Source organism: Candidatus Cloacimonadota bacterium (genome assembly GCA_020532085.1).
Lineage (GTDB): Bacteria > Cloacimonadota > Cloacimonadia > Cloacimonadales > Cloacimonadaceae > Syntrophosphaera.
Window position 1 is genome coordinate 153,814 of sequence record JAJBAV010000001.1, and the last position, 25,856, is coordinate 179,669.

Consider the following 25,856-nt stretch of genomic DNA (forward strand, 5'->3'; position numbering starts at 1 on the left):
CTATTGCTGATCCTGCTCCTTCTCCCCCTCTTCGCTTTCGCCCAGGAGACAGGCTCCGCCAACGGCTATCTGCTGCTGCAGTGTGAGTTGCCCGGAGTGAAATACCAGATCAATGGCCGCGAATACGCCGAAGTTCAGTATCTGCCCCTGACCCCGGGTTCCTATCTGGTGCGGGCTTTCGGGGCCAATCCGGTCACAGGCCCGTTTGAGGAGGACCGCCAGGTGGAGGTGAGGCTGGGGGAAACCACCCTCGAGCGCTTCGATTTTCCCCACGGCACCCTGAGCCTGATCAGCAACGAAGCCTACGCCCGCTTCACGATCGACAAGGCGAATCTGGGCCGGGTGGAAAATCTGCCCCTGCCACCCGGAACCTACACCGTTACAGCCGTTCTGCCCAAAGCCGTCACTGGTTTTGGCGATTACCGGATCTCGCGCCCGGTGACCATCCAAGCCGGGATCCACCTCGACCAGCGCATGGATTTCAGCTATGGCACGGTTTCCATCAGTTCTTCGCTGGACGACACCAGGTATCTGATCGACGGCGTGGCCAAGAAGAAGGTGAACAAACTCAAACTCCCCGAAGGTGAACACAGCTACACCGCCTTCCCGCCCGCGCCCTACACCTCGCGATCCGGCAGTTTCAGCATCCGCCCCGGCGAAGATCTGCCCATCGAACTGGAATTTGCCAAAACCCGCCAGATCAGCGACGCCGAAAAACGCCGCGAATACACCTGGCGCTTCGGATTGATGCCCGCCGCGGTGCTGGAGGCGAACCACTACTTCAGCCTCGGGGAAACCGGCCAGCCAGGCTACGCGCCGCTGCGCAACGGACTGTCGATCAGCGGCTTGCGCTTCAAGGCCATCAACCTCTGGCAAAAGGAATTCACCCAACCTTACACCTCGCGCTATCCGGCCTTTATGCTGGGCGCCAGCCTGCTCGACCAAGCCGTCTTCACCTGGGAAAATGATCCCGCGGATTCCCTCCTGTTGTCCGGCATTCTGCTCGACCTCGCCAGCGTCAGCACTGGCTACGCGCATATATCGCCTGCCGGTTTGCTGCACGCGCAGCTTGAACTGATCGGGCATTTTTCCTATCAAAAACCGCTGGTGAGTGAGATCGGCTATTACTCCTTTGTGAACGCCTTCAAGGAGGGCGACGAGCGCAGCTACAGCGTTTGGGACTACCAGTGGGGCGGCGAAACCAGGCTGCAGATCGGCCTCCGCCTGGCCCAGTACAACTATCTGAACCTGCACTTTGGCGCGCGTTATCAACTGCCCTTGGAAGGATACTGGTATTCAAACAACGATATCGCGGCCTGGATGACAGAGGATGGACCGCAGCCATTACCCAGTTCGCCGCCTGGCGCTCCGTCCCGTAACGCGGCTTTCGAGGGATTCAGCTTCTACGCCGGCATCGGCTTGGAAACCAATCTCATCCCCTCCCTGCTGGGCCTGCTGCTGGACAAAGCGGACAAAAGCGGGGCAAGTGACCTAATGGACTGAGTCTTGGCTTCCTTCTCCACTTAACACAGCTAGTTTTGCCAAGATTTGCCAGCCTGTGTGGAAACCCAGTTGGCTCCCAATATCAATACGGTATCAATACGGAATCATTACGGATGAAATCCGTATTGATTCCGTATTGATACCGTATTGATATTGGGAGCCAACTTGGTGACGGACAGTAATGGATTTGCCAATGTATTGATTTTATGTAAGATGGATATCAGCTGCTGAATATTGATCTGCAATATACATTTAACTTATATGTTTATCATGGGGTTGCGAGCTTATCTCTCAGCTGGTCCCAAACACCGCTTGCCTTGGCCAGCTCTTCCCAGCGCGATAGTTGTTCGGAAGTGGCAACGGCAGCAAGCCGCTCCTGTTCGCTTTGGCAGCGGGCGCGGCTCAGTTGCCGGACCAAAGGGGCCAGATCACCGATGGATCCGAGGGTTTGGGCCTCGATCCCGAAATCCAGGACGGCGGCGAAACGCAGGGCGCGCAGCAGGCGCAGAGGGTCTTCCTGAAAGGATTCGCGGGGATCTCGCGTACAGCGGATGAGGCGGTTGTGGAGGTCTTGCCGGCCAAGGGCGCAGGGGTCCAGCACCTCCGCGTCCGAGATCCTCTGATAGAGGGCGTTAATGGTGAAGTCGCGGCGGCGGCAATCGTGGCTGAGAGGGGCGAAGCGCACCCGGGGAAAGCGGTTTCCGGGCCGGTAGCGCTCGCTGCGGGTCATCACGAATTCCAGCGGGACACCTTCCAGAGTGAGTTTGGCAGTGCCGAACGAGTGATGGATCCTGGGCTCCGGCAGATCGAAGGTTTGGGCCAGCCAGCGGGCCAGGGCGATGCCGCCGCGGGGCAGTTCCACGGCGATGTCGGCGTCCAAAACCTGATCGGACCTGCCCAAAAGTTGGTCGCGCACGCAACCGCCGGTGAAGTGGCAGATACCCTCAAATCTGGTCTCCCGGGTGGCCTCAGCCAGCAGCAGCCGCAGTTCTTCCAGCTTCACAGCAGTTCCCCGATCACGGCATTGGAAACGAAGAGCGCTTCTTCAGTAAGGCGCAGCCGCGATCCCTCGAGCGCGAGCAGACCGGAGGCGCTCAGCCGGGCGATCTCAGCCGCTTTGGCGGCGCGCAGGTCGTATCTATAGAGGCTTTGGAGCTCATCCAGGTCCAGGCCCTCCAGCAGCCTTAGCCCCATCATGATGTGGTCGGCGCGGGCCTGTTCCAAAGCGCATTCCTCAGTCTCGTCAGGCAGTTTTCGCGAGTCAACGTTCAAAAAATACTGGTCCAAATCGGCGGGATTGCTGTAGCGCAGAGGCGGCAGCCAGCCGGAGGCGGAAGCGCCCAGAGCCAGCCAGGGCCGGCTTTTCCAGTAAGTGAGGTTATGGCGGGAGGCCTTTCCCGAACGGCAGAAATTGGAGATCTCGTAGTGCTCAAAACCGGCGCCGACAAGGGTTTCGCGCAGGGCATGGTATTGCGCGGCCAGGTTTTCCTCGTCCGGGAGAGGGGATTCAGCTCCGGTGGCCAGGGCGCGGCCCAGAGGGGTGTCCGGATCCGGTGTGAGCAGATAGGCTGAGATGTGATCCGGGCCCATAGCGAGGTAGAGGTCAAGGTTGCGGCGCACCCCCTCCGCGTCCGAGCCGGGCAGTCCGTAGATGAGATCGAGGGAGAGGTTGGCAATGCCGTGATCGCGGCAAAGCCTGATCAGATCAGGTATCCGGGCGGCACGGTGGCGCCGGCCCAGCCAGGCCAGGTCCTTGTCATTCATGCTCTGCAGGCCGATGGAAAGCCGGTTTACAGGCGTTTCGCGCAGATTTCGCAGATAGGTGTCCGTGATTTGGATGGGGTTGATCTCCAGGGTGACCTCCGGGTCCGGAGTCAGCTCAAACTCTTCGCAGAGGGTGTTGATCTGTCCGGCGCTCAGCAGCGAAGGCGTGCCGCCGCCGAAATAGAGGGTCCGCGCCTGTTTCGAAGAGGGTTCGCGCCGCTGCCAGAAACCGATCTCGCGCCGCAGATAACCGAGGTATGACTCCAGGGCGGAGCGGGAAAAGGGACGGCTGAAGAAGCTGCAATAGCCACAGCGGGCCAGGCAAAAGGGGATGTGGAGATAGACCGCCACCCCGCTATTCCCACGGGAAGCGGCTTCTGGCGAGGCATCCAGGCTGGGACACATATTCATCCCGCACCCCGGAAAGCTGGGTTATCCTGAGGTTTTGGGCGCCTGGGGCGTTCTGGCGAAGCGGAACATCCGGTCCCAACGCACGTGGGGCACATCGAAGAGCTTGTTGTATTCGATGCCTTTGGAGAAGAAGATCAGCCAGGGGGTGCCGGTGATGTCCTTACGATCCAAAAATCCCCAATAGCGGCTGTCTTCGCTCAGGTCACGGTTGTCGCCCAGCACGAAATATTTACCCGCGGGCACCTTGATGGGACCGAACCAGTCGCGGTTGTAGAGCTTGCGGGCCGGAATGCCTTTGAGGCTGTCGGCCGGAGCCCGGTAGGGCTCATACCAGTCGTGTTGGGTGATGTAGCCGTCATCCTGGCCCTCGGCATAGCGGTGGGGCATGATCCGGGTGGGCGATTCGGGCGGCGAGGGGATCGGAATATCGTAGCACTCGTAGCCGCGGGTGAATTCTTTGCCGTTGACGTAAACCAGTTTGTCGCGCACTTCCACGATGTCGCCGGGCATGCCGATCACGCGTTTGACCACGTTTTTGCGGGCATAGTAGGTGATGTGGAAAAAGGTCATGGGAAACTTGGCAAAGGTTTGGGATTTATTGAGATAGATGGGATGAAAGAGTTTGATGAAGTTGCCCTGGAAATCCGGATGTTCGGGTGTGCCTTCCTCCAGTTTGGGAAAGCGGAAGGTGACGATGTCCTCGCGTTTGGGATCGGCGAAGAAATATTTCAGCTTGTTGGCCACCAGGTAATCGCCGGTGAGCAGGGTTTTTTCCATCGAGGGCGAGGGGATCATGAAATTCTGGAAAGTGTAGTTGCGGATGATCATGGCCACCACGAAGGCAAAGAGGATGGCCTCGATCCAGTCCTGCAGCCAGGGTTTGCGGCGGCGGTACTTTTTTCCCTCCGGAACGGGCGTGATCGTGTAGGCGGGCTCTTTGTATTCCTGTTTGCGGGCTTTGGCCTTGATAATGTTTCGCTCTTTCATCGTATCCTTCACAATAGCTGATATCCGCCCCAGTTTTGCAGCCGGCCGCTTTTGTCAAGCAGGAAATTGCCGGCCGCCTGTTTTGCCGGCGCGGCGTTTAAAAGGCCAGCATCAGCAGGGCTTCGATGTCCGCGGCGCTGAATTTCACGATCCTGCCCACCCCGCGTGAAAGCAGGATGATGTCGCGTAGCTGGGAAAGCTGGTTTTCGTGGAAGCCAAGGTCGCGCAGGCTGGTGGCGGAGCCCCAGGCTTCGATCTGGTCGCGAAAGCGGCGCAGGGCGCGGGACACGCTGTCGGCTCCGTGCACGTTTTGGGCCCAGTATTCAAAGCGGGCGGGCTGTTTTTCGCTCACATACTCGATCCAGGCGGGAAAGATCACGCCAAGGCCCTCGCCGTGGGCGATACGGGGGTCCAGCACGGAAAAAGCGTGCTCGATGCTGTGGCAGGCCCAATCGCCCCCCTGCAGGCCGGCGCCGCTGATGCCGTTGAGCGCCAGGGTGGCGCTCCAGGCCAGGCTGGAACGGGCCGCGAGGTCGGCAGGGTCCTGTTGCAGCCGGTTGGTGGCGGTGGTGATGGTCTTCAGCAGGGCCGCGTCGATGGCGCGGGTGGTTTGCGCGGGCCCGTCCATGAAAAAGTATTCCAGAATGTGCGCGGTGGCGTCCAGGGCGCCGTTCACCGTCTGGCGCCAGGGCAGGCTTGTCTGCGCGGCTGGATCGATTATGGATACGCGCGGATAGAGCAGCGGCGAGCTGATGCTCCATTTCTTTTTTTCTTCGGTATTGGTGATCACGGCGTTGCCGTTCATCTCGCTGCCGGTGGCGGAAAGGGTGAGCACGGTGAAAACGGGCAGGGCCTTGTTTATTCTTTCCCGGCCGGAAAAGGCGTTCCAGACATCCTGCAGGTGGAAACCCGCCGCGGTGGCTTTGGCGCTGTCGATCACGCTGCCTCCACCCACGGCCAGAATGGCGTCCACCTGTTCGGCTTGGGCCAGGGCGATGAGTTCGCGCACCTTGTCCAAAGTGGGATTGGCCTGCACGCCCCAGGCTTCGGTCCAGTCGATCTGGCTGGCCCGGAGGCTGTCACAAACCTGCTGATGCACTCCGTTGGCACGAATGGAGCCACCGCCGGCAACCAGCAGGCACTTGCGCGCGCCGGCCTCTTTGAGCTCCGGCCCGATCCGCTCTATCATCCCCGCTCCAAAATGGATCCGGGTGGGGTTGTGAAAACTGAAGGAATCCATGTCTGCTCCTTAATCTATTGCACCGTTCCAAATGCTGTTCCGGTTACTGATATACTAAGGGCAAAGCGGTTTCTGGCAAGCTGAAAAGAGCTTCCGCCGGCGACGGGGCGCAGGTGGATCCCTGCCGGGGCGGGATCAGAGTTCCAGAACTTCCTCGTGCATTTTGCCGGGCTGCAGATAGCGCAGCTGGCGAAGTTCCAGTTCGTAAAGGCGGAAATCCGGGTCGGCGGCATCCTTCCAGTAAGCGTAGATGAAGGGCGCGAAATCCGCTATCTCCCGCCTGAGATCGTCCACCCGGAGCAACCTGCCCCGGCCCCGCAAGTAGCCGGAACCGGCTTCCGCAGAGTAATACAGGCAGAATTCCGCGTTGGGGTTGGCGGCGATCTGGGCGCTCTTGTTGTCCGTGGAACCGGTGGCCAGAAAGAGCCGGCGCCCTTTGGCGATCAGGGTCATGGGCCGCAGGCGCGGCTCGTTGCCTGCGCAGGTGGCCAGGTGGACCATCTGCGTGGGTTTCAGGGTGTCGAGGATGCTGATGTTCATGATCTCTCCCAATGTGGGTTAAGCCTGCGCGGCCGCCCGTCGCTGTCAAGCGAATCTTCTTCCGAACATATTGCTTGACATTCGCGGCGGCCGGGGAGAAAAGGTGAAATTGTTGAAATATACTTGCCAGGAGACGCCCGTGCCCCGTATCATCTGCCTCGCCATCCTGCTGCTGAGCCTCAGCGGCCTGGGTTCCGTGATCACGGAAGTGGGCTCTTTGCGTGGATTTCTGTATGGCTCGGAGCCCGCCTGCGGCTACGACAACTGGGTGAGCCACATCTCCGAGGGCCAGGTGTCCGGGCTGAACGTTTACGCGCCCTGGGAAGAGCAGAACAACTCTTTTGGCGATTACCTCATCCCCACCGAGGCTGAGCTGTACCTCTGGGGGCTGGTGGTGGAAGACTTTCTGGCTTTGGATCTGGACAGCGCGCAGGCCAAGATCAGACATTATGGTTTCCGCTATCAGGTGGTGAATTTCCAGGACCTGGACAGCGGCCGCAACCTCTTGATGCTGAGGGAGTTTCTGAACGACGACATCGATACCAACGGCACCGCCGACCCCGCGGATGACGAGATCGGCAGTTTCGACCATGGCTGGGGCCTCTACCTATATGATCCCTGGTCCAGCCGCCCCATCGTGATCACCGCGCCGCATCCCTGCGACGACTACCCCACGCCGGTGTTCTCGCTGGAAGCCTTTTACAAGCTGGACGCGCGCTTCCTGCTGATCGCCGGCGCCGGCCGCGAGGTTGCCTACTTTCCTCCCTACAACAGCAACAACCAGTCGATCAGCGATCCCTCGCGCTGCGCAAATCATGCCTTCAACGTCTTCTACCAGCACGCCTGCGAGCAGATCCGCGGCCTCACCGATAAAACGGAATTTTCGCTGCAAATCCATTCTTACGACTGGTACAAATACCAGGGTCGGCCCAACGTGATGCTTTCCGCTGGAAACGGGCGTAATTGGCCGGCCTTGCCCCTCCGCGACAATTCCCGCGCCCGGCACGACCTGATCAACCACACGCCCTGGCTGGTGCATCCCGCCAATTCCCTGGGCGAACACAACGAGGTGGACATCCTCGATTTTTACTGTGTGAACCAGTCCTCATCCGATCCGGTCATCTATCTGCATGACGGCGAGAGCGTTACGCTGCCCTACAACTCGGACCTGCCGGGAGCGGAATTCAACCGGCAGATGCTCTTCACACAGCAGCAAAATCTCTACGATGTCTATTCGCCCTTTCTGCATGTGGAGATGGATGAACTGCCCAAGTGCTATGACCTGGAAACCGGCTGGTGGAACTGGTTTTACGGCTATGATTACGAAACCGGAACCTGGGACACGTCCCAGCGTTACGCCCGCTTCACGGAGTTCTTCAACCCCTGGCTGGACGCGCTGCACGCGGTGATCGACAGCATGCTGATCCTGGATGACGGCACGGGGCCTACAAATCCGGAAAACCTCCGTCTGACCTCGCTTTACGGTAACGAAGCCGAGATCGGCTGGGACCGCAGCTACAGCTACGATTTCGACAGCTATGTGCTGAACCTGCGCTGGGAGCAGGACGGAGCCTGGCAAAGCCGGGTGCTCGACCGCCACACCAACTCTGAACTGGCCTGGCAGAACCGCAAGACATTCAGCCTGAATCTTGGCGCAGGCGAGCGCCTTTACTATCTAAGCGTGCAAGCCCGGGACAAACACGGAAATCACAGCCCCCGCAGCCGGGAACTAAAGATCTGGAAACTGGGTACACCCATCACGGAATTCACGGCCACCGCCGGAGACGGGGTGATTGACCTGAATTTCGCCGCCAATAACAGCAGCGCGCTGGGCTTCAACATTCACCGGGCTGAGGGTAACGCGGGTCCTGAATTGATCGCATCCTGGGCCTGGAACCTGGGCCTGCGGCCAAACCCGGAAGGGATTTACAGCTATCAGGACACCCTGCTCTGCAACGGCGGGATCTACCACTATCAGGTCAGCGCGGAATATGTGGGAGATTATGAGGCATATTACTGGCAGACGCAGAGCGTGAGCCCCAATCCCCTGTGGTCGCTGATCCTGAGCGATATTGACCACTTGCAGAACAAAACCTTCAGTTTCGGAGGCAACCCCCTGGCGCTGGACGGCTCCGATCCCCTGGACCAGTATGAGGCGTCTGGTTCGGGGCAGTTGAAGCTGGGAACCTTTCTGCGGCCGGAGAACGATTATATGATCTTCACGCGGGATGTTCGCGCCGCCTTTGATCCCAATGCCGGTTGCAAACGCTGGGACCTCAGCTGCCGCAGCCAGCACACCGGCATGTTGCTGCATCTGGCCGCGGATGAAGCGCTGCTGCTGGCCGGCGACGACCTTCTGCTCCACGACGTCCAGAGAGACCGCTGGCACGATCTGCGCTCGGGGGCTTACAGCTGGCTGAACACCCAGACCGGCTGGCAGGATTTCCAGCTGCATTGGGGCAAACAACCGCCCCGGGTGTCCTTCAATCCCGCGCCGGACCTTTTCGTTTGGCAGGGGGATGAATTGAACCTGCACTACGAGGTGCTCAACCGCCAGCGGGTGGAAAGCGTTGACCTCTGGCTCTGCGCGGAACATGATTCCCTGGCCCTGGGCTCGGGCCTGCCACCGCAGATCACCGACTGGCCCTGGCTCGCGCAGGAACTGATCAGCGGCGCCCGCCTGCTGGTGCTGCTGCATCTAACCGACGGTGGCACACTGCTGCAATATTCCAGCCAGCGCTTCAGCATCCTGCCCCAAAACATTGTCTATCAGCAAACTCCGGGCTACAGCCTGCTCAGTTTCCCCCAGGCCGGGTCCTGTCTGCCGGTCAGCGAATTTCTGGGTGGTTCCGCCACCGCCTGGATCTGGGGAGCGGACGCCCAGTGGCAGCCACAAACGAGCCTGAACGGCACGCAGGGCTTCCTGGTCCGCCATCCGCAGGCCTTCCAGGTTTCGCTGCCGGTGCAAATACCCACCGCGCCCATATCCCTGAACCTGCATCAGGGCTGGAATCTGCTGGCCAATCCCCATTATCACAGCCACCAGCTTAAAAACCTGGTTTTCAGCCACGACGGCAGCCAGAAAAGCTACGCGCAGATGGTGGCCGAAAACTTGCTCACACCGGGAGCCCAGCTCCACGACCAAGCCGGCTTCAGGATAGCGGACGCGATCCCGCCTGGCGCGGCGGCCTTTGTGCATTACATTTCAAGCGCGCCCTGCGCGGTAACATTCGATCCCCAATATTATACGGGAGAAGCCCTGAATCCACCCCCGCAATGGAGCGTATCCTTAAGCATCTCAGATGGATACAACTCCGGAGACGCGGTGCAACTGGGTACCGCCGACCTGAGCAGCGAAGCTTATGACCCCACCTTCGACCTGCCCAAAGCTCCGGCCTTCCCCGATCTGTCCTACAGGCTGGCTTTGCGGCTGCCAGATCCCCAAAGCGGTGCCACGCATGTGCTGCAGAGCGAGTACCGGGGCCTCTACCCCTTTTACAATCAGGCGGAGAAGCTTTGGGATATTCAGCTGGAGCTGAGCGATCAGCGGCCCCTGCGGCTGGAGTGGGAAAACTCTTGCCTGCCACAGGGTTACAGCGCCGAGCTGGCCCTTTTTGGCCAGAGCTTCACGCTGCAGCAGGGACAAGCCTGGTGGATCGATCCTCCCGCGGCCGGAACGCATTTTGGCCAAATCAGGATCCGCAACCACGATCCGGAGCGGCCAAACGCATGCAAATCTTACCAGATCGGCATTTACCCCAATCCCTTCCGGGATGGGTTGCGGATCGATCTTTCAGCTGTAAAGACCACGCAACTCAGCGGCGCCGTGTACAACCTGCGGGGGCAGAAAGTGCGGGATCTTGGCAACTTGGCCATCGGCGAGGCGGCCTTAAGCTGGGACGGCCGGAACAGCCGGGGCGAGAACCTGCCCGCAGGGATCTATTTGCTCAGGATCAAAGCCGACACAGGCAGCCAAACCCTCAGGCTGGTAAAATACTGATCGCCATTGACAACCAAGGCCCCGCGAAAATCCTGGTTTGGGATCAGCATCTGATCGCACTATAAATAAGCGCAAAACGCGCTGCCAGAGGACCATGCCCGATGAACACCAAGTGGGATAAATATCCCAAACCCGAGTCCGCCCTTTAGGCCGGCCATGCTGCTCATAGTCAGCTCCAGCCACTGGGCGCCCTTCAACATCGCCAGCGAGGAATACATCCTGCAGAGCTTTGAAGAGGACGTGTTCCTGCTCTACCGCAACGCGCCCTCGATCATTGTGGGCCGCAACCAGAACGCCCTGGCGGAGATCAACCTGCCCTGGGTGATGGAGCGCGCCATTCCCGTGGTGCGCCGCCTCACCGGCGGCGGAACCGTTTGGCACGACCTGGGCAACCTCAACTTCAGCTTCATCATGAACCGCTCGGCCGACGAGGAGAGTGGTTTTGCCAAATACACCGCGCCGGTGCTGGCCGTGCTGCGTGAACTTGGTGTGGACGCCCGCCTGGAAGGGCGCAACGACCTCACCGTAAAGGGCCTGAAGTTTTCCGGCAACGCCCGCGCGGTTTACAAAAACAAGATTCAGCAGCACGGCACCATCCTCTTCCTGAGCCACATCGGAGACCTGAGCGCCGCCCTGAAAGCCAATCCCCTCAAATTCCGCGACAAAGCGGTGAAATCGGTTTCCAGCCGCGTGACGAATCTCAGCGAGCATCTGCCCCGGCCGCTGCCGCTGGAGGACTTCATCCGCCTGGTGCAGGCCGAGGTGCTGAAGATGCATCCCGAAGCCCGCGCCCACTCGTTCAGCCCAGCCGAGGAAGCCGCCATCCTGGCCTTGGCCAGGGATAAATATGACAGCTGGGATTGGAATTTCGGCCGCTCCCCGGCTTACAACCACGTGCAGGCGGTCCGCTGCGCCGCCGGCACCATCGAGTTCCACGCCGACGTCCACCACGGCCGCGTGACCGCTCTGAAGGTCTTTGGCGATTTCTTCGGCAACCGCGACGTCGCGGAGTTTGAAGCCGCCCTCACCGGCCTCCCCCACCGCGAAAAAGAACTGCGCCAGGCCCTGGATGCCCTTCCCCTGGAAGAATTTTTCGGCCCGGCCACCAGCACCGACCTCTTGCCAGGGCTGATCTGAACCCTTCCTCAAAGCGGGTTCCAGGCCCTGAGCCCTGCTTTTCCAACGCCAAAAAAAACCTTGACCAATAAGGCCTGCCTTTTTTAATGCGGTTCAACTTAAGATTGGAGTTTTAATGAACATACATTTTCGCGACGTGCAGACGGGCAGCGTGGAAGCCCGCGCCATCATGGAGATCGCCGACGGCGTTTTCCTGAACGAGATCACCATCCTCAACATCGATGGCGAGATCGTGGTGGAGTTTCCCCGCAAAAGCTTTCTGGGCAAAAACAAGCGTACTTTCTACATGGACGTGGTCACCTTTGAGGACAACGACAAACGCATAGTGTGGGAGCTCGAGGTAAAGAGCGCCTACCGCGAATGGCGCAAGGCGAACAAGAAAGTACTGGTTTACGAAGAAAAATAACAAAAAATAAACAGCTGGAGGATCATCATGATCACCGACCTGCAAGAAATTCTCTCGACCAACGTCAAAGGAATGAAGCGCTCCGCCATCCGCGAGCTGCTGAAGTATCTGGGCCAGCCCGGCCTGATCTCGTTTTCCGGAGGCTTTCCCGCCCCGGCCACCTTCCCCGTGGAAGAGCTGAAAGGCATCATCGCCGAAGTGATGGATACCGAAGCCGCCTACGCGCTGCAATATGGCGCCACGGAAGGCGACACCCTGCTGCGCACCCTGATGGTGGACCGCTACAAGAAAGCCGGCTTTGACCTGAGCATCGACAACATGATCATCACCACCGCCTCCCAGCAGGCGCTGGACCTCATCGCCAAGATCTTCATCGACCGCGGCGACACCATCATCGTGGGCCTGCCCTCCTACCTGGGCGGACTGAGCGCTTTCAACTCCTACGGCGCGGACATGATCGGCATTCCGATGGACGACGAGGGCGAAATCCCTGAGATCATGGAAACACGGATCAAAGAAGCCATCGCCCGGGGCAAAAAACCGAAATTCATCTATGTGATCCCGGATTTCCAAAACCCCGCCGGGATGACCATGAGCGCCAGGCGCCGCCGCGAGATCATCGACATCGCCCACCGCCACGACATCCTGATCCTGGAAGACAGCCCCTACCGAGAGCTGCGCTATGAAGGCGAAGACCAGCCCACCCTCTACGAATTGGACGGCAGCGGCCAGGTGATCCTGCTGGGCACCTTCTCCAAGATCTTCTGCCCCGGTTTCCGCATCGGCTGGGTGATCGGCCATCCTGACGTTCTGGACAAGATCGTCGTGGCCAAGCAGGCCACCGACCTCTGCACCCCGCCCTTCACCCAGCGCATCGCCGCCCGCTACATCGAACAGGGTTTCCTGGATCCCAAGCTGGACCAGATCCGCGCCATGTACAAGGCCAAGCAGAAAGTGATGCTGGATTCCCTGCAGGAATTCATGCCTGAGGAATTCACCTGGATCAAGCCCCAGGGAGGCCTCTTCCTGATGGCCTACGGCCCCGAGGGCATCGACACCAATGCCCTGCTGCTGGATTGCATCAAAGAGCAAAAGGTGGCCTACGTGGCCGGCACCTCGTTCTTCTGCGACGGCAAGGGCCAAAACACCATGCGCCTCAATTTCTCCTACGAATCCGAGGAGAACAACCGCGAGGGCTGCAAACGCCTGGGAAGCTTTTACAAACAGGTTCTGGCCAAAAAGTCCTGAACCCTTTCCAAGACTTGAAATGAAAAATATACAACCTGGAGGAAAAGTGCCTAAAAAAGTCGAAAAAGACCGCATGGGCATGATCATCAGGGAAGAAGACGCGCTGGAAAAGATGGAGGTGGAGCTCACCGAAGTCAAGGCTCCCGGCGACGACGATTCCCCCGTTCTGATCTATTACAACTGGTGCAAGAAGTGCGGCATCTGCGTCGCCTTTTGCCCACCGGCTGTCTGGGCCGCAAAGCCGACGGCTCACCCTACGTGGCCGCGCCGGAAAAATGCATCCACTGCGAGACCTGCGACCGTCTCTGCCCCGATTTCGCCATCACTGGCGCCAAAGACCGTTGAGGAGAGCTTCATGCCGAAAAAGCCAACTATCACCAAACCCGCTCCAAAAGCCGCGCCCAAGCCCCCCAAGGCCGAAACCAAGCTCGAGGAATTGCAGGCCACCCGCGAACGCAAAACCGTGCTGATGCAGGGTAACGAAGCTGTGTCCTACGGCGCTCTGGATGCCGGCTGCAACTTCTTTGCCGGCTATCCGATCACCCCTTCCACCGAGATCGCCGAGATCCTGGCCACCGAGCTCCCCAAGCGCGGCGGCGTCTTTGTGCAGATGGAAGACGAGATCGCCAGCATCTGCGCCATCACCGGCGCTTCTTTGGCCGGCGCGAAATCCCTCACCGCCACCTCCGGTCCCGGCTTTTCGCTGATGCAGGAAGGCATCGGCTTTGCCAAGATCACCGAAACGCCCTGCGTGGTGGTGAACGTCCAGAGGGTCGGCCCCTCCACCGGCATGCCCACCAGCTGCGCCCAGGGCGAGATCCAGCAATCCCGCTGGGGCAGCCACGGCGACAGCCCGGCCATCGTTCTTTATCCGGACAGCGTGAAGGAATGCTACGAGCTCACCATCCGCGCCGTAAACCTCTCTGAAAAATACCGCACCTGCGTGATCCTGCTGTTGGACGAGGTTTTGGGCCACATGCGTGAAGCCGTGCGGTTGCCGGATCTGGCCAACGTGCGCGTGATCTCGCGCATCAAACCCACCGTGCCGCCTCACTGGTACAAACATTACGACGAAAACCAGAAATACCTCTCCCCCCTGGCCAGCTACGGCGACGGCTACAGGTTCCACGTGACCGGCCTCACCCACGACCAGCTGGGATTTCCCACCAACAAGCCCACTGAAGCCGCGGATATGATGGACCGCCTGCGCAAAAAGATCACCTACAACATCCGCGACCTGGTGCAGATCGAAAGCTATGAGATGGAAGACGCCAAGATCGCCATCTTCGCAGCCGGGATCACAGCCCGCGCCGCCAAAGCGGCCGTGGCCATGGCCCGTCACGAAGGCATCAAGGTGGGCCTGCTGCGTCCTCTCACCATCTGGCCTTTCCCGGATGACGCGGTGCGCAAAATGCTGCGCGACGTGGACATCGTGGTGGTGCCGGAACTCAACCAGGGCCAGCTCGTCCGCGAGATCGAGCGCCTGGTGAAAGACCGCAGCGACAGCAAACTGATCAAGATCCAGCGCGTGAACGGAAAACTGATCTCACCCCAGGACATCCTGAGAAAAATGAAGGAGGGAATGTAATCATGGCCAACGTACCGCAAAGAATAATCCACGAATACCTGCGCCACGACAAGAAATTCCCCCACGTCTGGTGCGCCGGCTGCTCCAACGGCATCGTGCTGGGCTCCATCATCCGCGCCCTGGCCGGAATGGATATCGACCGCGACGACATCGTGATGGTCTCCGGCATCGGCTGCTCCTCGCGCATGCCGGTGTATGTGGATTTCAACACCCTGCACACGCTGCACGGGCGCTCCATCGCCTACGCCACCGGGGTGAAGCTGCACAAGCCGCATCTGAAGGTGATCGTGGTCACCGGTGACGGCGACTGCACCGCCATCGGCGGCAACCATCTGATCCACGCCGCCCGCCGCAACATCGACCTCACCGTGATCCTGGTGAACAACAACATCTACGGCATGACCGGCGGCCAGTGCTCGCCCACCACCCCCCACGAGGCCATTGCCACCACCGCGCCCTACGGCAACATCGAGCCGGATTTCAACATCTGCGAACTCGCCCTCGGCGCCGGAGCCAGCTATGTGGCCCGCACCACGGCTTACCACACCCAGGAAACCCAAAACATGGTGAAAGAGGCCATCGAACATCCCGGCTTCGCCCTCATCGAGATCGTTAGCGCCTGCCCCGTGATCTTCGGGCGCCTGAACAAAAAAGGCGGCGCCCCGGAAATGATGAAGGAAATGCGCGACAACTCCGTGCCCCTGGCCGCGGTGGAAAAACTTCCCCCGGAAAAGGTGGAGGGCAAGATCATCCGCGGCGTCCTGCGCAAGCAAGTCCGGCCGGAATTCACCGCCCAATACGCCGACCTCGTGAAACGCGTCCAGGCCATGGGAGGTGACAAATGAAGACCCGCAGCTACGAGGTCCGCCTATCCGGAAGCGGCGGACAGGGACTCATCCTGGCCGGAATCATCCTCGCCCGCGCCGCCGTGCTGGACAAACGCCGCGTTACCCAAACCCAGAGCTACGGCCCCGAATCCCGCGGTGGCTCTTCCCGCGCGGACGTGATCATCAGCGACGAGGAGATCTACTTCCCCGAAGCCACCAGCTTCAACTGCCTCCTGGCCCTCACCCAGGAAGCCTGCGACAAATATCTCTTCGACCTCAGCGAAGGCGGCATCCTCATCATCGATACCACCTACGTGAAAAACCTCGCCCTCGCCGCGGAAAACACCTATGAGCTCAACTTCACCGAGATCGCCATCGCCAAGCTGGGCAGCCCCATCACCACGAACATCCTCTCTCTGGCATTCCTGGTGAAGGTTACCGGCATCGTGAAGGAAGCCTCGCTGAAGCAATCCATCTCCGAAACCGTGAAACCAGCCTTCGTGGAGCTGAATCTCAAGGCCATGGACCTCGGCTTCGAGCTGGCCAAAAACTACGGGAAATGACCCCATGATCAAACATATCTCCCACATCGGCATCGCGGTCAAGGACCTGGACGAAGGCATCGCCTTCTATGAAAAGCTGGGCCTCACCCTCGAAGGCACCGAGGAAGTGCCCTCCCAGATGGTGAAAGTGGCTTTCTTTCCCTGCGGCGACACCCGCATCGAATTGCTGGCCCCCACCTCCGAAGACAGCCCCATCGCCAGATTCCTGGAAAAGAAAGGCGAGGGGATCCAACACATCGCCTTCGCCGTGGACGATCTGCCCGAAGCATTGCTGGAAGCTGAAGACAGCGGCATCCGCCTCATCGACAAAGAACCCCGCCCCGGGGCCCACCATGCCGATATCGCCTTCCTGCATCCCAAATCCAGCCTCGGCGTGCTGATCGAATTCTGCCAGGAAGCACAGCCCAAAGAAGAGAAATAAATCCCCAGCCCGGCGGTTTTTTGACTCCGGGAACTGATATCCAGGCCGGCCTCAGCGCCGGCCTTTTCCTGTGCCGGATATAAAGCCCGTCATTCCGGGCGGAGGCTAGCGTCGAGCTAGCTGGCGTCGAGAGAGGAACGAGCATCGACTACAGCTGAACATCCCTCTCCCCGCCTCAAACGCACGTCATTCCGGACGCAGGTGCTTCAGCGCCGGAGATCCGGAATCCAGGCCTTGTCCTGTCAATTCTTCGGGAGCACTTCACCAATCCAGGCGTTATCACCTGAAGAGCCGGACTGGGTGTCATTCCGGGGTGGGGGCCCCGGAATCCAGAAACAACCACCGCCCAACCCCAAACGCACGTCATTCCGGACGCAGGTGCTTCAGCGCCGGAGATCCGTCGGGGTCCTCGCCGGACAACTTGTTGGCCGGTGGGGTGAATCGAATCCAGGCCTGGCGGGAATAGCCCATCCCGGACACAGGCAAATGCGGGGTCGATCCAGACGCAGTCTGCATCGACACCTCCCCAGGGCATTACCCGGACCGTCTGGATTCCGGGCGCTACTTTGTCGACCCGGAATGACGTAGCGGTGGAGTATTCGGGTGAGAACATCCGGAATGACGCAACGGTGATGTATTCAGGTGAGAACGCCCGAAATGCAGCTTAGGCTGTCCTCACTCGATTTGAAAGAGAGCTGGATTTTGGGTTTGGAAACACTGGGCGGTTCCTATTCTGGATCCTATCAGAACCCTTTAGCAGAGCGGTTTTAGGGTATATAAAGCACAAAAAAAGCCTTCTCCTCCCTCCCCGGCGGAAGGGCTGACAAGGTAGAGTGTATATAGCCGCTAATGCTATATCTTATTAATCTATATATAGTTATATTATATATTTATTATATTATTATATATTTTACTATTACTATATAGATACAAGCTCAGCATCCTCACTTTTCACTTCCTCCAGCGTGTCCTGGATCCTGGCCATGAGTCCAGGTCCTGGATCAGGTTCCAGGGTCTGGGGTAGGTTCCAAGATCTGGGGTCAGGGTAGAAAAAACCTCTGTTTTCAGCCTTCCGGCGGCGGGGGAGGAGAGGCCGATTTCTGTGCTTTATATACCCTAAACCCTCTCTGCTAAAGGGTTCTGATAGGATTCAAGATAGGAACCGGCAAAATGCTATCAAAAATCAAATTGAGATGGCATCCCCTCTCCGGAAGGTCGACGTCCCCGTCGACCACAAAAATGGAGTGGCAGACATCCCCGCCATTCACACCTCGAACTCGCTGTGCTCGTCCGCGAGGACCCCGAGCCAAGGCCCGGAGGGCCTTTCAGAACCGAAACCCAAGCCCCCGCGGGAAAAGACGGAAGGCGGTGGCTTCAGCCACCGTTCCCGGGCCTCAGCGGCGAGGGAGAGACGATCTCCGGCGGTTTCAACCGCCGGCTGACGCCATCCTCCTGTATCCAGTGAAAAGGCCGTAAACGCGACCTCCGGAGGCCGTAGAGGGCGAATCACCGGGTGTATTGCCGGTGCTTGAAAGCACCGGACATCGTCTATTTGGGGGTCGGTCCCCGGGCGGTGTACGGTGGCTGAAGCCACCGCCTTCCGTCTGCTGTCCTCCGGACAAACGGGTCCAAGCCTTGCGGGAATAGCCAACCGATACCAGGCAAATGCGGGGTCGCTCCAGACGCTGTCTGGACCGACACCCTTCCAGGGCATTACCCGGACCGTCTGGATTCCGGGCCCGACTGCGTCGTCCCGGAATGACGTAACCATAGCGTATTCAAATGGGCTCCACGGAAGGTCGACGTCCCCGTCGACCACAAAAATGGAGTGGCAGACGTCCCCATCGTAACAAATGGAGTGGCAGACATCCCCGCCATTCACACCTCGAACTCGCTGTGCTCGTCCGCGAGGACCCCGAGCCAAGGCCCAGAGGGCCTTTCAGAACCCAAAGACAAGCTTCTCCGAAGCTTCACATACGGGGACGTCTGTGACTCCTGTGAGGCGCCACCACTCCACCCCGCCAAACCTCCACCCCGACGCCACCCCACCACTCCAATACCTCAAAACACCCCCCAAACCGCATCCCATTCACTTCCCATGAACTTCCCCCTGACTTCCCGCCCAACAGGCGGGAACTCAGCGGGAGGTTAGCGGGAGGCGTATGGGAGAGGGCAAAGGGCAAGACAAGGTTTCCATTCAAACCGAGAGGGTGGAAGCGATCATCCAGCCAGCAGCCCGGAGGGCGATAGATCATAGCGAGGGCGCGTAAGCCCCTCGTAACGCGACAGATCGATGAATAATGAACATTGCCAGCTTCCCACCCCGGAAACGCGGCGCGTTTTGGGGGGATGGGCGCTGGACTTGGAAAGCAGGGTTGATCTGGACGGTGCACGAGGGGTTCCGCCGCGGCTGAAGCCGCGCCTCCACACCCTCGCTATCATTCTGCCGCCCTCACGGGCTGCACCCACTTGGTTTGAATCAGAGCCAAAAACAAAACCCGGGAGCGGACTCCCGGGTATGCTTATCTTGTTGTATTATAAGTTAGTTAGTTCTTGGCGATCACCTTGTAGAACTTCATCACAGCGGAGGTTTCGCTCCAGGTTGTGCCGGTCCAATTAGCTTCGGCGAGGGTGTAGGTGCCGTAGGGATCGCTGGCGGACCAGATCTCGTAGTAGGTGGCGCCGATGATGGCGTCCCAGCTGAGGGTGATGGTCCCGCCGGCCTGGATGATCTGCACCACTGGGGTATCGAGGTCGCCGCCGCCGGGACAGAAGACGTGGCTGCCCAGATAGCTGATGGTGTCGATATCGTAGAAGGTCCATTCAGTGGTGAGGGTGGGGAAGCCGGAAGCGGGATTGACGGTCACGCCGCCGGTGACAGCGCAGTTGCGGACCATGGTCTTGTTGATGGTCCATTCAGGTTCGGTGCCCCACTCGGTTCCGGGATCTTCACCGATGCAGCCGAAGATGTCGATGGTGGCGGCAGTGCCATTGTTGATCAGTTCCAGAGCGTCGTCGCCGTTGTAGTTGGCAACTCCGTGGGTGATGTCGGCAATGGCCAGTATCTCGGCGTTGGCTGACGCGTTGGCGATCACCCAAACCTCTCCGTGGGCAAGTGTTGTGCCTGTTGGAGCGGTGTAGGTGGAGGTAGGGGGGGATGTTACTCCGTTCGCGTAGAGCTTGACCGAGTAGTTGCTCAAATCAACTGCCGCGCCGGTGCCGTTGAAGATCTCGATGGCCTTGTTGTTGCTGGAGCCTTCGATGTATTCGGAGAAGAAGAGGTCGCTGGCGAAGTTGCCGGCAGGCGGAGTGGCGGTTCCTTCCAGGTCGATGGTGGCAGGGCTGGCGTCGGTGGTCTCATGCAGGATGGATCCGGTGAAATTGCCGGCCACGCTGGAATTCATGCGCACATACACGCTGCCATTGAAGTTGTAGGCCAGTTCGAGAGTGGCGGACCAGGGTCCGGAAGCGGAGGAGCTGATCTCGAAGGGTCCGTCCACCGTAAGGTCAAGAGTGGAGCTGGAATAAGCGCCGGTCGCGCTCAGAGTGTAGCTCTGATAAGCGGAAGGCGTTCCCACCTCATGGGAGAAGGCAGTAAGGTTCTCGGTGATGTTCCAAGTGATGGGAGGTTCAACTGTTTCGCCGATCAACTGAGCGGTTTCATCCATCGCGCCATCGCTGGAGAGGGTCAATACACCGGAGTGTTCCCCCACCACCAAGGAATTGATCCTCACGTAGATGTTCCCATTGAAGTTGTAGGCCAGTTCAATGCTTGGGGCATAGCCGGTGTCCGTGGCCGTTGAAACTTCGAAGTGTTCCGGGGCTGTGACTGTGATCGGAGCGCTCAGATAGTTTCCCACCACCTGATAGGTGGAATATTCATCTGAGGGGTAGCCTGGGATGTTGATCAGTTCGGCTTCGTTGATCACTGTCAGGGCAATTTCCGCGCCCACGGTCACGCTGATGGGGTTGGAGTTGTCGCTGGTCCCATTGGAATTGTAGGCCCGCACCACGTAATAATAGGTGGTTCCGGCGGTGAGTTCGGTAACGGGATAGGTGGTAACGTTGCCCACGTCTAGGTTCTGGTAGCCGGTCACGTAGTTGATGGAGCCCATCAGGTGGTAACCGAGGTAATCCAGCGTGTTGACGTCATAGACATCCCAATCATCGATTGAATAGGAGGCCGTGGGCATAGTTATAGTGGATTTCCTGACCAGGGTGACGTCCTTTCCCCAATCGGGGGTAACCTGATTGACAATGCCAACCACATCGGTCTGGACGCCAGTGTTGTAAAGCGCAATAGCATCATTGCCGTTGTAATTGACCGCTGAACTTGATGTGTAGAGGTCGACATAATCGCCAATGATGTAATCCCCAGCGCTTTCACTGGAATAGGCGATCACGTAAACGTCGTTGTTTGGCAAGGTACCGCTCAGGACCAATTCATTGCCAAAATCCCCAGCACCATTGGTCTGCTTCATCAGTGAATAGTTGGCCAAGTCGACCGCCGTCCCTGTTCCATTGTAGATTTCCAGGCCTTTCCTGTAGCTGGTACCTTCGACATATTCCGAAATGATCAAATCGGTGGCAGCCGCTCCTCCCACAGTGTAAACATCCAGATAGTAGCCGGTGGCTCCGGTCACGGCAGACCAATTGGCTGTGAAGCTGGTCCCGCCCACGTTGGTGGCGTCCAGTGCGACTGGGGCGTCCGGAGGCGGAGGAGCGGTTACTTCACCGCTGCAGGTGACGGTTTGGGGGGCAGCGCCGGTGGAAGTGATGTTGATCACCTCGTTGTTGTATTCGCCAACGGCCAGGCCGGATTTCAGGCGCGCGTAGATGGTGGTGGCAGCAACTGTGCCGCCAGTCTGGGTGAGGGTTAGCGGTGAGACGTAACCCGAGGTTTCGCTGAGGGAGATCTCGTAGTTGGTGGGTGCCGTTAGGACGATGTCGGCAGTCAGGTCCGCGCCGCTGACGGTGAAGGTCTGGGCGGCGGAAGGACCGGTGCCTTCATAGGTGAAGCCCGTAAGGGTGGCCGGAGCGGCCGTGATCACCGGAACGCTGGCAATATAGATGTTGATGTCGTCAAGTTCCCAGCGGGAGGGATTGTCGGTGGAATAGTACTTGAAGGCCAGATAGACATTGGTGCCGGAGATGCCTGAGAGGTCCAGCACGCCGGAGGGGGTTTCGCCGCCGCCAACGCCGCCATTGGTGAAGGGGATCGGTGTCCAGGTGGCTGAACTGGGGTCGCCAAGGCCTGAGTAGTTGCTGGAATACATCAGATTGAGATAGTTGTTGGCATCGATCACACCAAAGGTGGCGATGGTGTTGAAGGTCATCCTTTCCTGGGTGTAGTTGTTGAAATTGATGGCGGGCAGGACCAGCCAGTGCTCTTCCAGGGTGCTGCCGTAACCGTTGCAGGAAGCGTTGTCACTGTTGTAAACATACCAGGGATGGGTGCCGGCCACGTCGTATCTGTAGGTGTCGCCCCAACCGGCGGAGAAGTCCTCGGTGTAGGGAATGGTGGTGGTGGCGGGCGCGATCACGGTGTAGCTGCGCTCGGAAGAAGTGGATGAGTCCGTGTCGTCATCCACGGCATAGACCACGTAATAGACAGTGGTTCCGGCTGGTTGGGCCAGGATGTTGCTCACTGTGGTGTAGGTGGGGGCTGTGCCCACGGCCATGTTGATCGTGTTGGGATAGGTGCCGGTGGTGGTTCCCCATTTCAACTGGACCAGGGATACCGTTCCGTCGGAATCTGTAACGTCCGCGGAAACTGAGACGGTGGTTGTGGCCTGAATATCGATGGAGGGGGTTTGCACAATTGAAGTAATGCTGGGTGGTATATTACCGGTGCTGCCAAACAAGTCCGTCCAGGTCGTTCCTACCCTGATTCCGTCGATCTTGATCGGAGAAGTGGGATTTCCTTGCCGAATCGCTACGGAGCCTACATTGCCAATATCGGTTCCTGTCACGTCCGGAGCGGAAAGATCCGCGGCAGGCTCTGAACCAGTTGCGGGATTTATCCACAGACTGACCACGTCATTTGCTGTACCCGTGATAATGTCATATCTCATCACTATGAGATAAGTCGTGTCAAATTGATAGTTGAATCCAGTATAGGCAGCCGCAGCAGCATTCACTGCCTTTGCCAGTCCAAATGCTATGTTGCTACCAGCCGGATCCTTTTTCCAGAAAATTCTGCCCTTGAAATCGGTTCCGATTGTTTCTGGTGCAAGATGAAAGAAATAATCGCTGCTGGCATTTGTTGTGGTGGGCACTTTCACCAAAAGGGAAACGTAAACAGTGCCGGAGGTTTGTGCCCCAAATGACTTGTGGACATCTTCGGCGGATGTAGTTCCCGTAAACACTGTTTCCGCACTATATCCCGATGCAGGAGTGTAACCAGTGTAGGTCAGATTTTCAGTGCCTATCTGCCCGGGATTGCTTCCCGAACCGCTGTGCGCCGTCCAACCATAAGTAGTCAAGGTGTTCCCCGGTGTCCCGGTAAAGTTTTCTTCGAACAGAAGATTTGCGCTCATTGACCCTACCAATAAGAGCAGGATCATGAAGATCAGATTTCTTTTAAGCATGTTCATCTCCTTGCTTAAGTCATTAAAATCTAGTGTTGCCGGGGTCTCTGACCGGCAGCGTTGCAGATATTGAAACAAAATAACCAGGGATTTGGCGGGGCGGCGGCCCCTGGCCAAGCCATAACACAATATGAAAAAATGCGGTTGCGTCAACAAGCGGGGGCAGTTTCCCCCAATAGGCAAAATCTCACGGGCGCGGATATCCGTCAATGTATTTTTCTTAAAGCTGACGCCAAAGCGCCGGGTTCCTGCGCGCAGGGGCGTAAGGCAATCGAACAGCCCGGCCGGAGTCAAAAACGGATTGACAGGGCGGGGGCTTTGGATTATCGTGTACGTAAATGACAATAATGAAAAGGACATCCAGATGACACAATCCACCAATCCCCTGTTGAGGCCAAAAAGCGGGCACCGTTTGCAGGCCATTCCCTTCGACGAGATCAAGACCGGGCACTTCATGCCGGCGATCGAGGAAACCCTGAACACCGCGCGGGCGGAGATCGAGGCGCTGAAGAGCAACCCCGCCACGCCTGACTTTGAGAACACCATCCTGGCTTTGGAGCTAAGCGGCGAACAGCTGGACAGGGTGGCCGGGATCTATTTCAACCTGCTTTCCGCCGAATCCGACGCGGAGTTCAAGGCTTTGGCGCAGCAGATCTCACCGCTGCTGGCCCAGTTCAACAGCAGCATCGCCACCGACGAAGCGATCTTCGCGCGGGTGAAAAAGGTCTGGGAGCAAGAGGTGGAGGGACGCCCGAAACCTGAGCTGCCGAAGGATCTGGACGACCGCGAGGCGCTGAAGCGGGCGGAACGCTTTCGCCTGACCGACCGGGCTTACAAAGGCTTCATCCGCGGCGGAGCGCTGCTGAACGAGGAAGACAAGCAAAAACTCACCGCCATCGCGATGGAATCTTCCAAACTGTCACCCCAATTTTCCGACAACGTGCTGAACGCCACCAACGCCTGGGAACTGCACGTCACCGCTCCCGCCGACGTGGAAGGCATGCCTGCCGGCGTGCTGGCCGGCGCGGCGCATCTGGCCAAGGTGAAAGGCAAGGAGGGCGGCTGGCTCTTCAACCTGCAGCCTTCCAGCATGGTGCCGCTGCTCACCTATTGCCAGAACCGCGAACTGCGCCGCCAGAGCCAGACGGCCTATGCCTCGCGCGCTTTCAAAGACGATTTTGACAACCAGGAGCTGATCAAACGCAGCCTGGAACTGCGGCAACAGCGGGCAGACCTGCTGGGCTTCCCCACCCACGCGGACTATGTGCTCTCCGACCGCATGGCGGAATCCGTGCAGACCGCCACGGAGTTTTTGGAAAAGATCTACAGCGTGGCCTATCCCGCCGCCAAGCAAGAATACCAGGAAGTGGTGGATTTCGCCCGAGAGACAGATGGCATCACGGATTTTCAGCCCTGGGACATGAGCTACTATTCCAACAAGCTCAAGGAAGCCCGCTACGCCTACGATCCGGAGGAACTGCGCCCCTGGTTCAAGGTGGAAAACGTGCTGGCAGGCCTCTTCACGGTGGCCAGGCACATCTACGGCATCGAAGTGAAGCAGGTGACCGACATTCCCACCTGGCACAAGGATGTGACGACCTGGGAAGTTTATGACCGGGCCGGCGAGTTCATGGGCCTGATGTACATGGACCTCTTCCCGCGCGACACCAAGCGCGGCGGGGCCTGGCAGACCTCCTTCCAAGGACAGGGGCTGCACTCCGACGGCCTGCGCCGTCCGCACGTGGCCATCGTGGCCTCGCTGACCCCCTCCACGGCAGACCAACCCTCGCTGCTGCGCCTGGACGAAGCGCGCACCGTTTTCCATGAATTTGGCCACGCGCTGCACAGCCTGCTGGCGGACGGCCATTACCAGGGCCTTTCCGGCACCAGCGTGCTCTGGGACTTTGTGGAACTCCCCAGCCAGATCATGGAAAACTGGCTGCTGGAGGAAGAAGCGCTGAACCTCTTCGCCAAGCACCATGAAACCGGGGAAGCACTGCCCAAGGAACTGCTGGACAAGGTGATCGCCGCCAAGAACTTCCAGGCGGGCCTGGCCAATATCAACCAGCTGCGCTACGCCATGCTGGACCTGGCCTGGCACACCACCCATCCCAGCAAGATCACGGACGTGGACGCCTTTGAGAAACAGGCCACCGCGCGCTTCCAGATCGTGCCTCCGATCGAGGGGGCAAACATCTCCTGCGCCTTCGCGCACATCTTTGCCGGAGGCTATTCCGCCGGCTACTATTCCTATAAATGGGCTGAAGCGCTGGAAGCCGACGCCTGGAGCCTCTTCCAGGAAAAAGGCATCTTCAACCCCGAGGTGAGCGAGGCCTTCCACAAATACATCCTGGCCCGCGGCAACGCCTTCCACCCCATGGACCTCTTTGTGGCCTTCCGGGGACGCAAACCGGACCCCGATGCCCTGCTGAGGCGCGACGGACTGATCCCCACTCCAGCCTGAGCCCCTGCCAGTCAGTGATGAAACGCCGGTGATTTCGCCGGCGTTTTTTCTTGGCGGCCGGAGAGACAGTTTATCAATTCAATCAATTGGCCCTCTTTCAAACCAAGTGGGTGCAGCCCGTGAGGGCGACAGAATGATAGCGAGGGTGTGGAGTGAGCGCAGCAAAC

The 25,856-nt window shown here is 58.9% G+C and carries 18 protein-coding genes; 11 read left to right on the top strand and 7 right to left on the bottom strand.

Features of this window, described 5'->3' with window-relative positions:
• The first annotated feature begins 3 nt into the window (after positions 1–3).
• Entirely contained in the window at positions 4–1,503 is a 1,500-nt protein-coding gene (locus LHW45_00620) for a hypothetical protein (protein MCB5284088.1), read from the top strand.
• A gap of 268 nt (positions 1,504–1,771) precedes the next feature.
• Here LHW45_00620 and LHW45_00625 read toward each other — a convergent pair whose 3' ends face one another.
• The 5 genes from LHW45_00625 to LHW45_00645 all read right to left on the bottom strand — a co-directional run bounded on the left by LHW45_00625 (position 1,772) and on the right by LHW45_00645 (position 6,445).
• On the bottom strand, positions 1,772–2,506 hold the full coding sequence (locus LHW45_00625; protein MCB5284089.1) for a CCA tRNA nucleotidyltransferase: 735 nt from the start codon (positions 2,504–2,506) through the stop codon (positions 1,772–1,774).
• A complete protein-coding gene (hemW, locus tag LHW45_00630; protein MCB5284090.1) occupies positions 2,503–3,618 on the bottom strand; it encodes a radical SAM family heme chaperone HemW in 1,116 nt (371 codons plus the stop codon). The genes LHW45_00625 and hemW overlap by 4 nt, the downstream gene beginning before the upstream one ends.
• Before the next feature lie 81 nt (positions 3,619–3,699).
• Positions 3,700–4,665, bottom strand: a complete 966-nt coding sequence (lepB, locus tag LHW45_00635; protein MCB5284091.1) for a signal peptidase I — start codon at positions 4,663–4,665, stop codon at positions 3,700–3,702.
• Positions 4,666–4,762: 97 nt separating this feature from the next.
• Positions 4,763–5,905 carry an iron-containing alcohol dehydrogenase gene (locus tag LHW45_00640; GenBank protein MCB5284092.1) on the bottom strand — a complete coding sequence of 381 codons (1,143 nt, stop codon included), beginning with the start codon at positions 5,903–5,905 and terminating at the stop codon, positions 4,763–4,765.
• A 135-nt stretch (positions 5,906–6,040) separates the two neighbouring features.
• Entirely contained in the window at positions 6,041–6,445 is a 405-nt protein-coding gene (locus LHW45_00645) for a pyridoxamine 5'-phosphate oxidase family protein (protein MCB5284093.1), read from the bottom strand.
• Positions 6,446–6,584: 139 nt separating this feature from the next.
• On the opposite strand from LHW45_00645, the gene LHW45_00650 reads away from it, so the two are divergent.
• The 9 genes from LHW45_00650 (at position 6,585) to mce (ending at position 16,635) form a co-directional block, all read left to right on the top strand.
• Complete coding sequence (locus tag LHW45_00650) at positions 6,585–10,445, top strand: T9SS type A sorting domain-containing protein (protein MCB5284094.1); 3,861 nt, start codon at positions 6,585–6,587, stop codon at positions 10,443–10,445.
• A 156-nt stretch (positions 10,446–10,601) separates the two neighbouring features.
• A complete protein-coding gene (locus LHW45_00655; protein MCB5284095.1) occupies positions 10,602–11,582 on the top strand; it encodes a lipoate--protein ligase in 981 nt (326 codons plus the stop codon).
• 115 nt (positions 11,583–11,697) lie between these two features.
• Positions 11,698–11,988, top strand: a complete 291-nt coding sequence (locus LHW45_00660) for a hypothetical protein (GenBank protein ID MCB5284096.1) — start codon at positions 11,698–11,700, stop codon at positions 11,986–11,988.
• A gap of 27 nt (positions 11,989–12,015) precedes the next feature.
• Positions 12,016–13,236, top strand: coding sequence for a PLP-dependent aminotransferase family protein (locus tag LHW45_00665; GenBank protein MCB5284097.1), 1,221 nt, complete (start codon positions 12,016–12,018; stop codon positions 13,234–13,236).
• Positions 13,237–13,428: 192 nt separating this feature from the next.
• Positions 13,429–13,581, top strand: a complete 153-nt coding sequence (locus tag LHW45_00670; protein MCB5284098.1) for a 4Fe-4S binding protein — start codon at positions 13,429–13,431, stop codon at positions 13,579–13,581.
• Positions 13,582–13,705: 124 nt separating this feature from the next.
• Entirely contained in the window at positions 13,706–14,824 is a 1,119-nt protein-coding gene (locus LHW45_00675; protein ID MCB5284099.1) for a 2-oxoacid:acceptor oxidoreductase subunit alpha, read from the top strand.
• Positions 14,825–14,826: 2 nt separating this feature from the next.
• Positions 14,827–15,669 (top strand): 2-oxoacid:ferredoxin oxidoreductase subunit beta, encoded by an 843-nt coding sequence (locus LHW45_00680; protein ID MCB5284100.1) that lies wholly within the window; start codon positions 14,827–14,829, stop codon positions 15,667–15,669.
• Complete coding sequence (locus LHW45_00685; protein ID MCB5284101.1) at positions 15,666–16,214, top strand: 2-oxoacid:acceptor oxidoreductase family protein; 549 nt, start codon at positions 15,666–15,668, stop codon at positions 16,212–16,214. Before LHW45_00680 ends, LHW45_00685 begins: the two co-directional genes overlap by 4 nt.
• 4 nt (positions 16,215–16,218) lie before the next feature.
• On the top strand, positions 16,219–16,635 hold the full coding sequence (mce, locus tag LHW45_00690) for a methylmalonyl-CoA epimerase (protein ID MCB5284102.1): 417 nt from the start codon (positions 16,219–16,221) through the stop codon (positions 16,633–16,635).
• Between the two features lie 363 nt (positions 16,636–16,998).
• On the opposite strand, the gene LHW45_00695 is transcribed toward mce, so the two are convergent.
• Positions 16,999–17,151, bottom strand: a complete 153-nt coding sequence (locus tag LHW45_00695; protein ID MCB5284103.1) for a hypothetical protein — start codon at positions 17,149–17,151, stop codon at positions 16,999–17,001.
• Positions 17,152–19,181: 2,030 nt separating this feature from the next.
• On the bottom strand, positions 19,182–22,454 hold the full coding sequence (locus tag LHW45_00700) for a lamin tail domain-containing protein (protein MCB5284104.1): 3,273 nt from the start codon (positions 22,452–22,454) through the stop codon (positions 19,182–19,184).
• A 1,135-nt stretch (positions 22,455–23,589) separates the two neighbouring features.
• Here LHW45_00700 and LHW45_00705 point away from each other — a divergent pair.
• Positions 23,590–25,689: a M3 family metallopeptidase gene (locus LHW45_00705; GenBank protein ID MCB5284105.1), complete on the top strand. Its 2,100-nt coding sequence runs from the start codon at positions 23,590–23,592 to the stop codon at positions 25,687–25,689.
• The last annotated feature ends 167 nt before the right edge of the window (positions 25,690–25,856 follow it).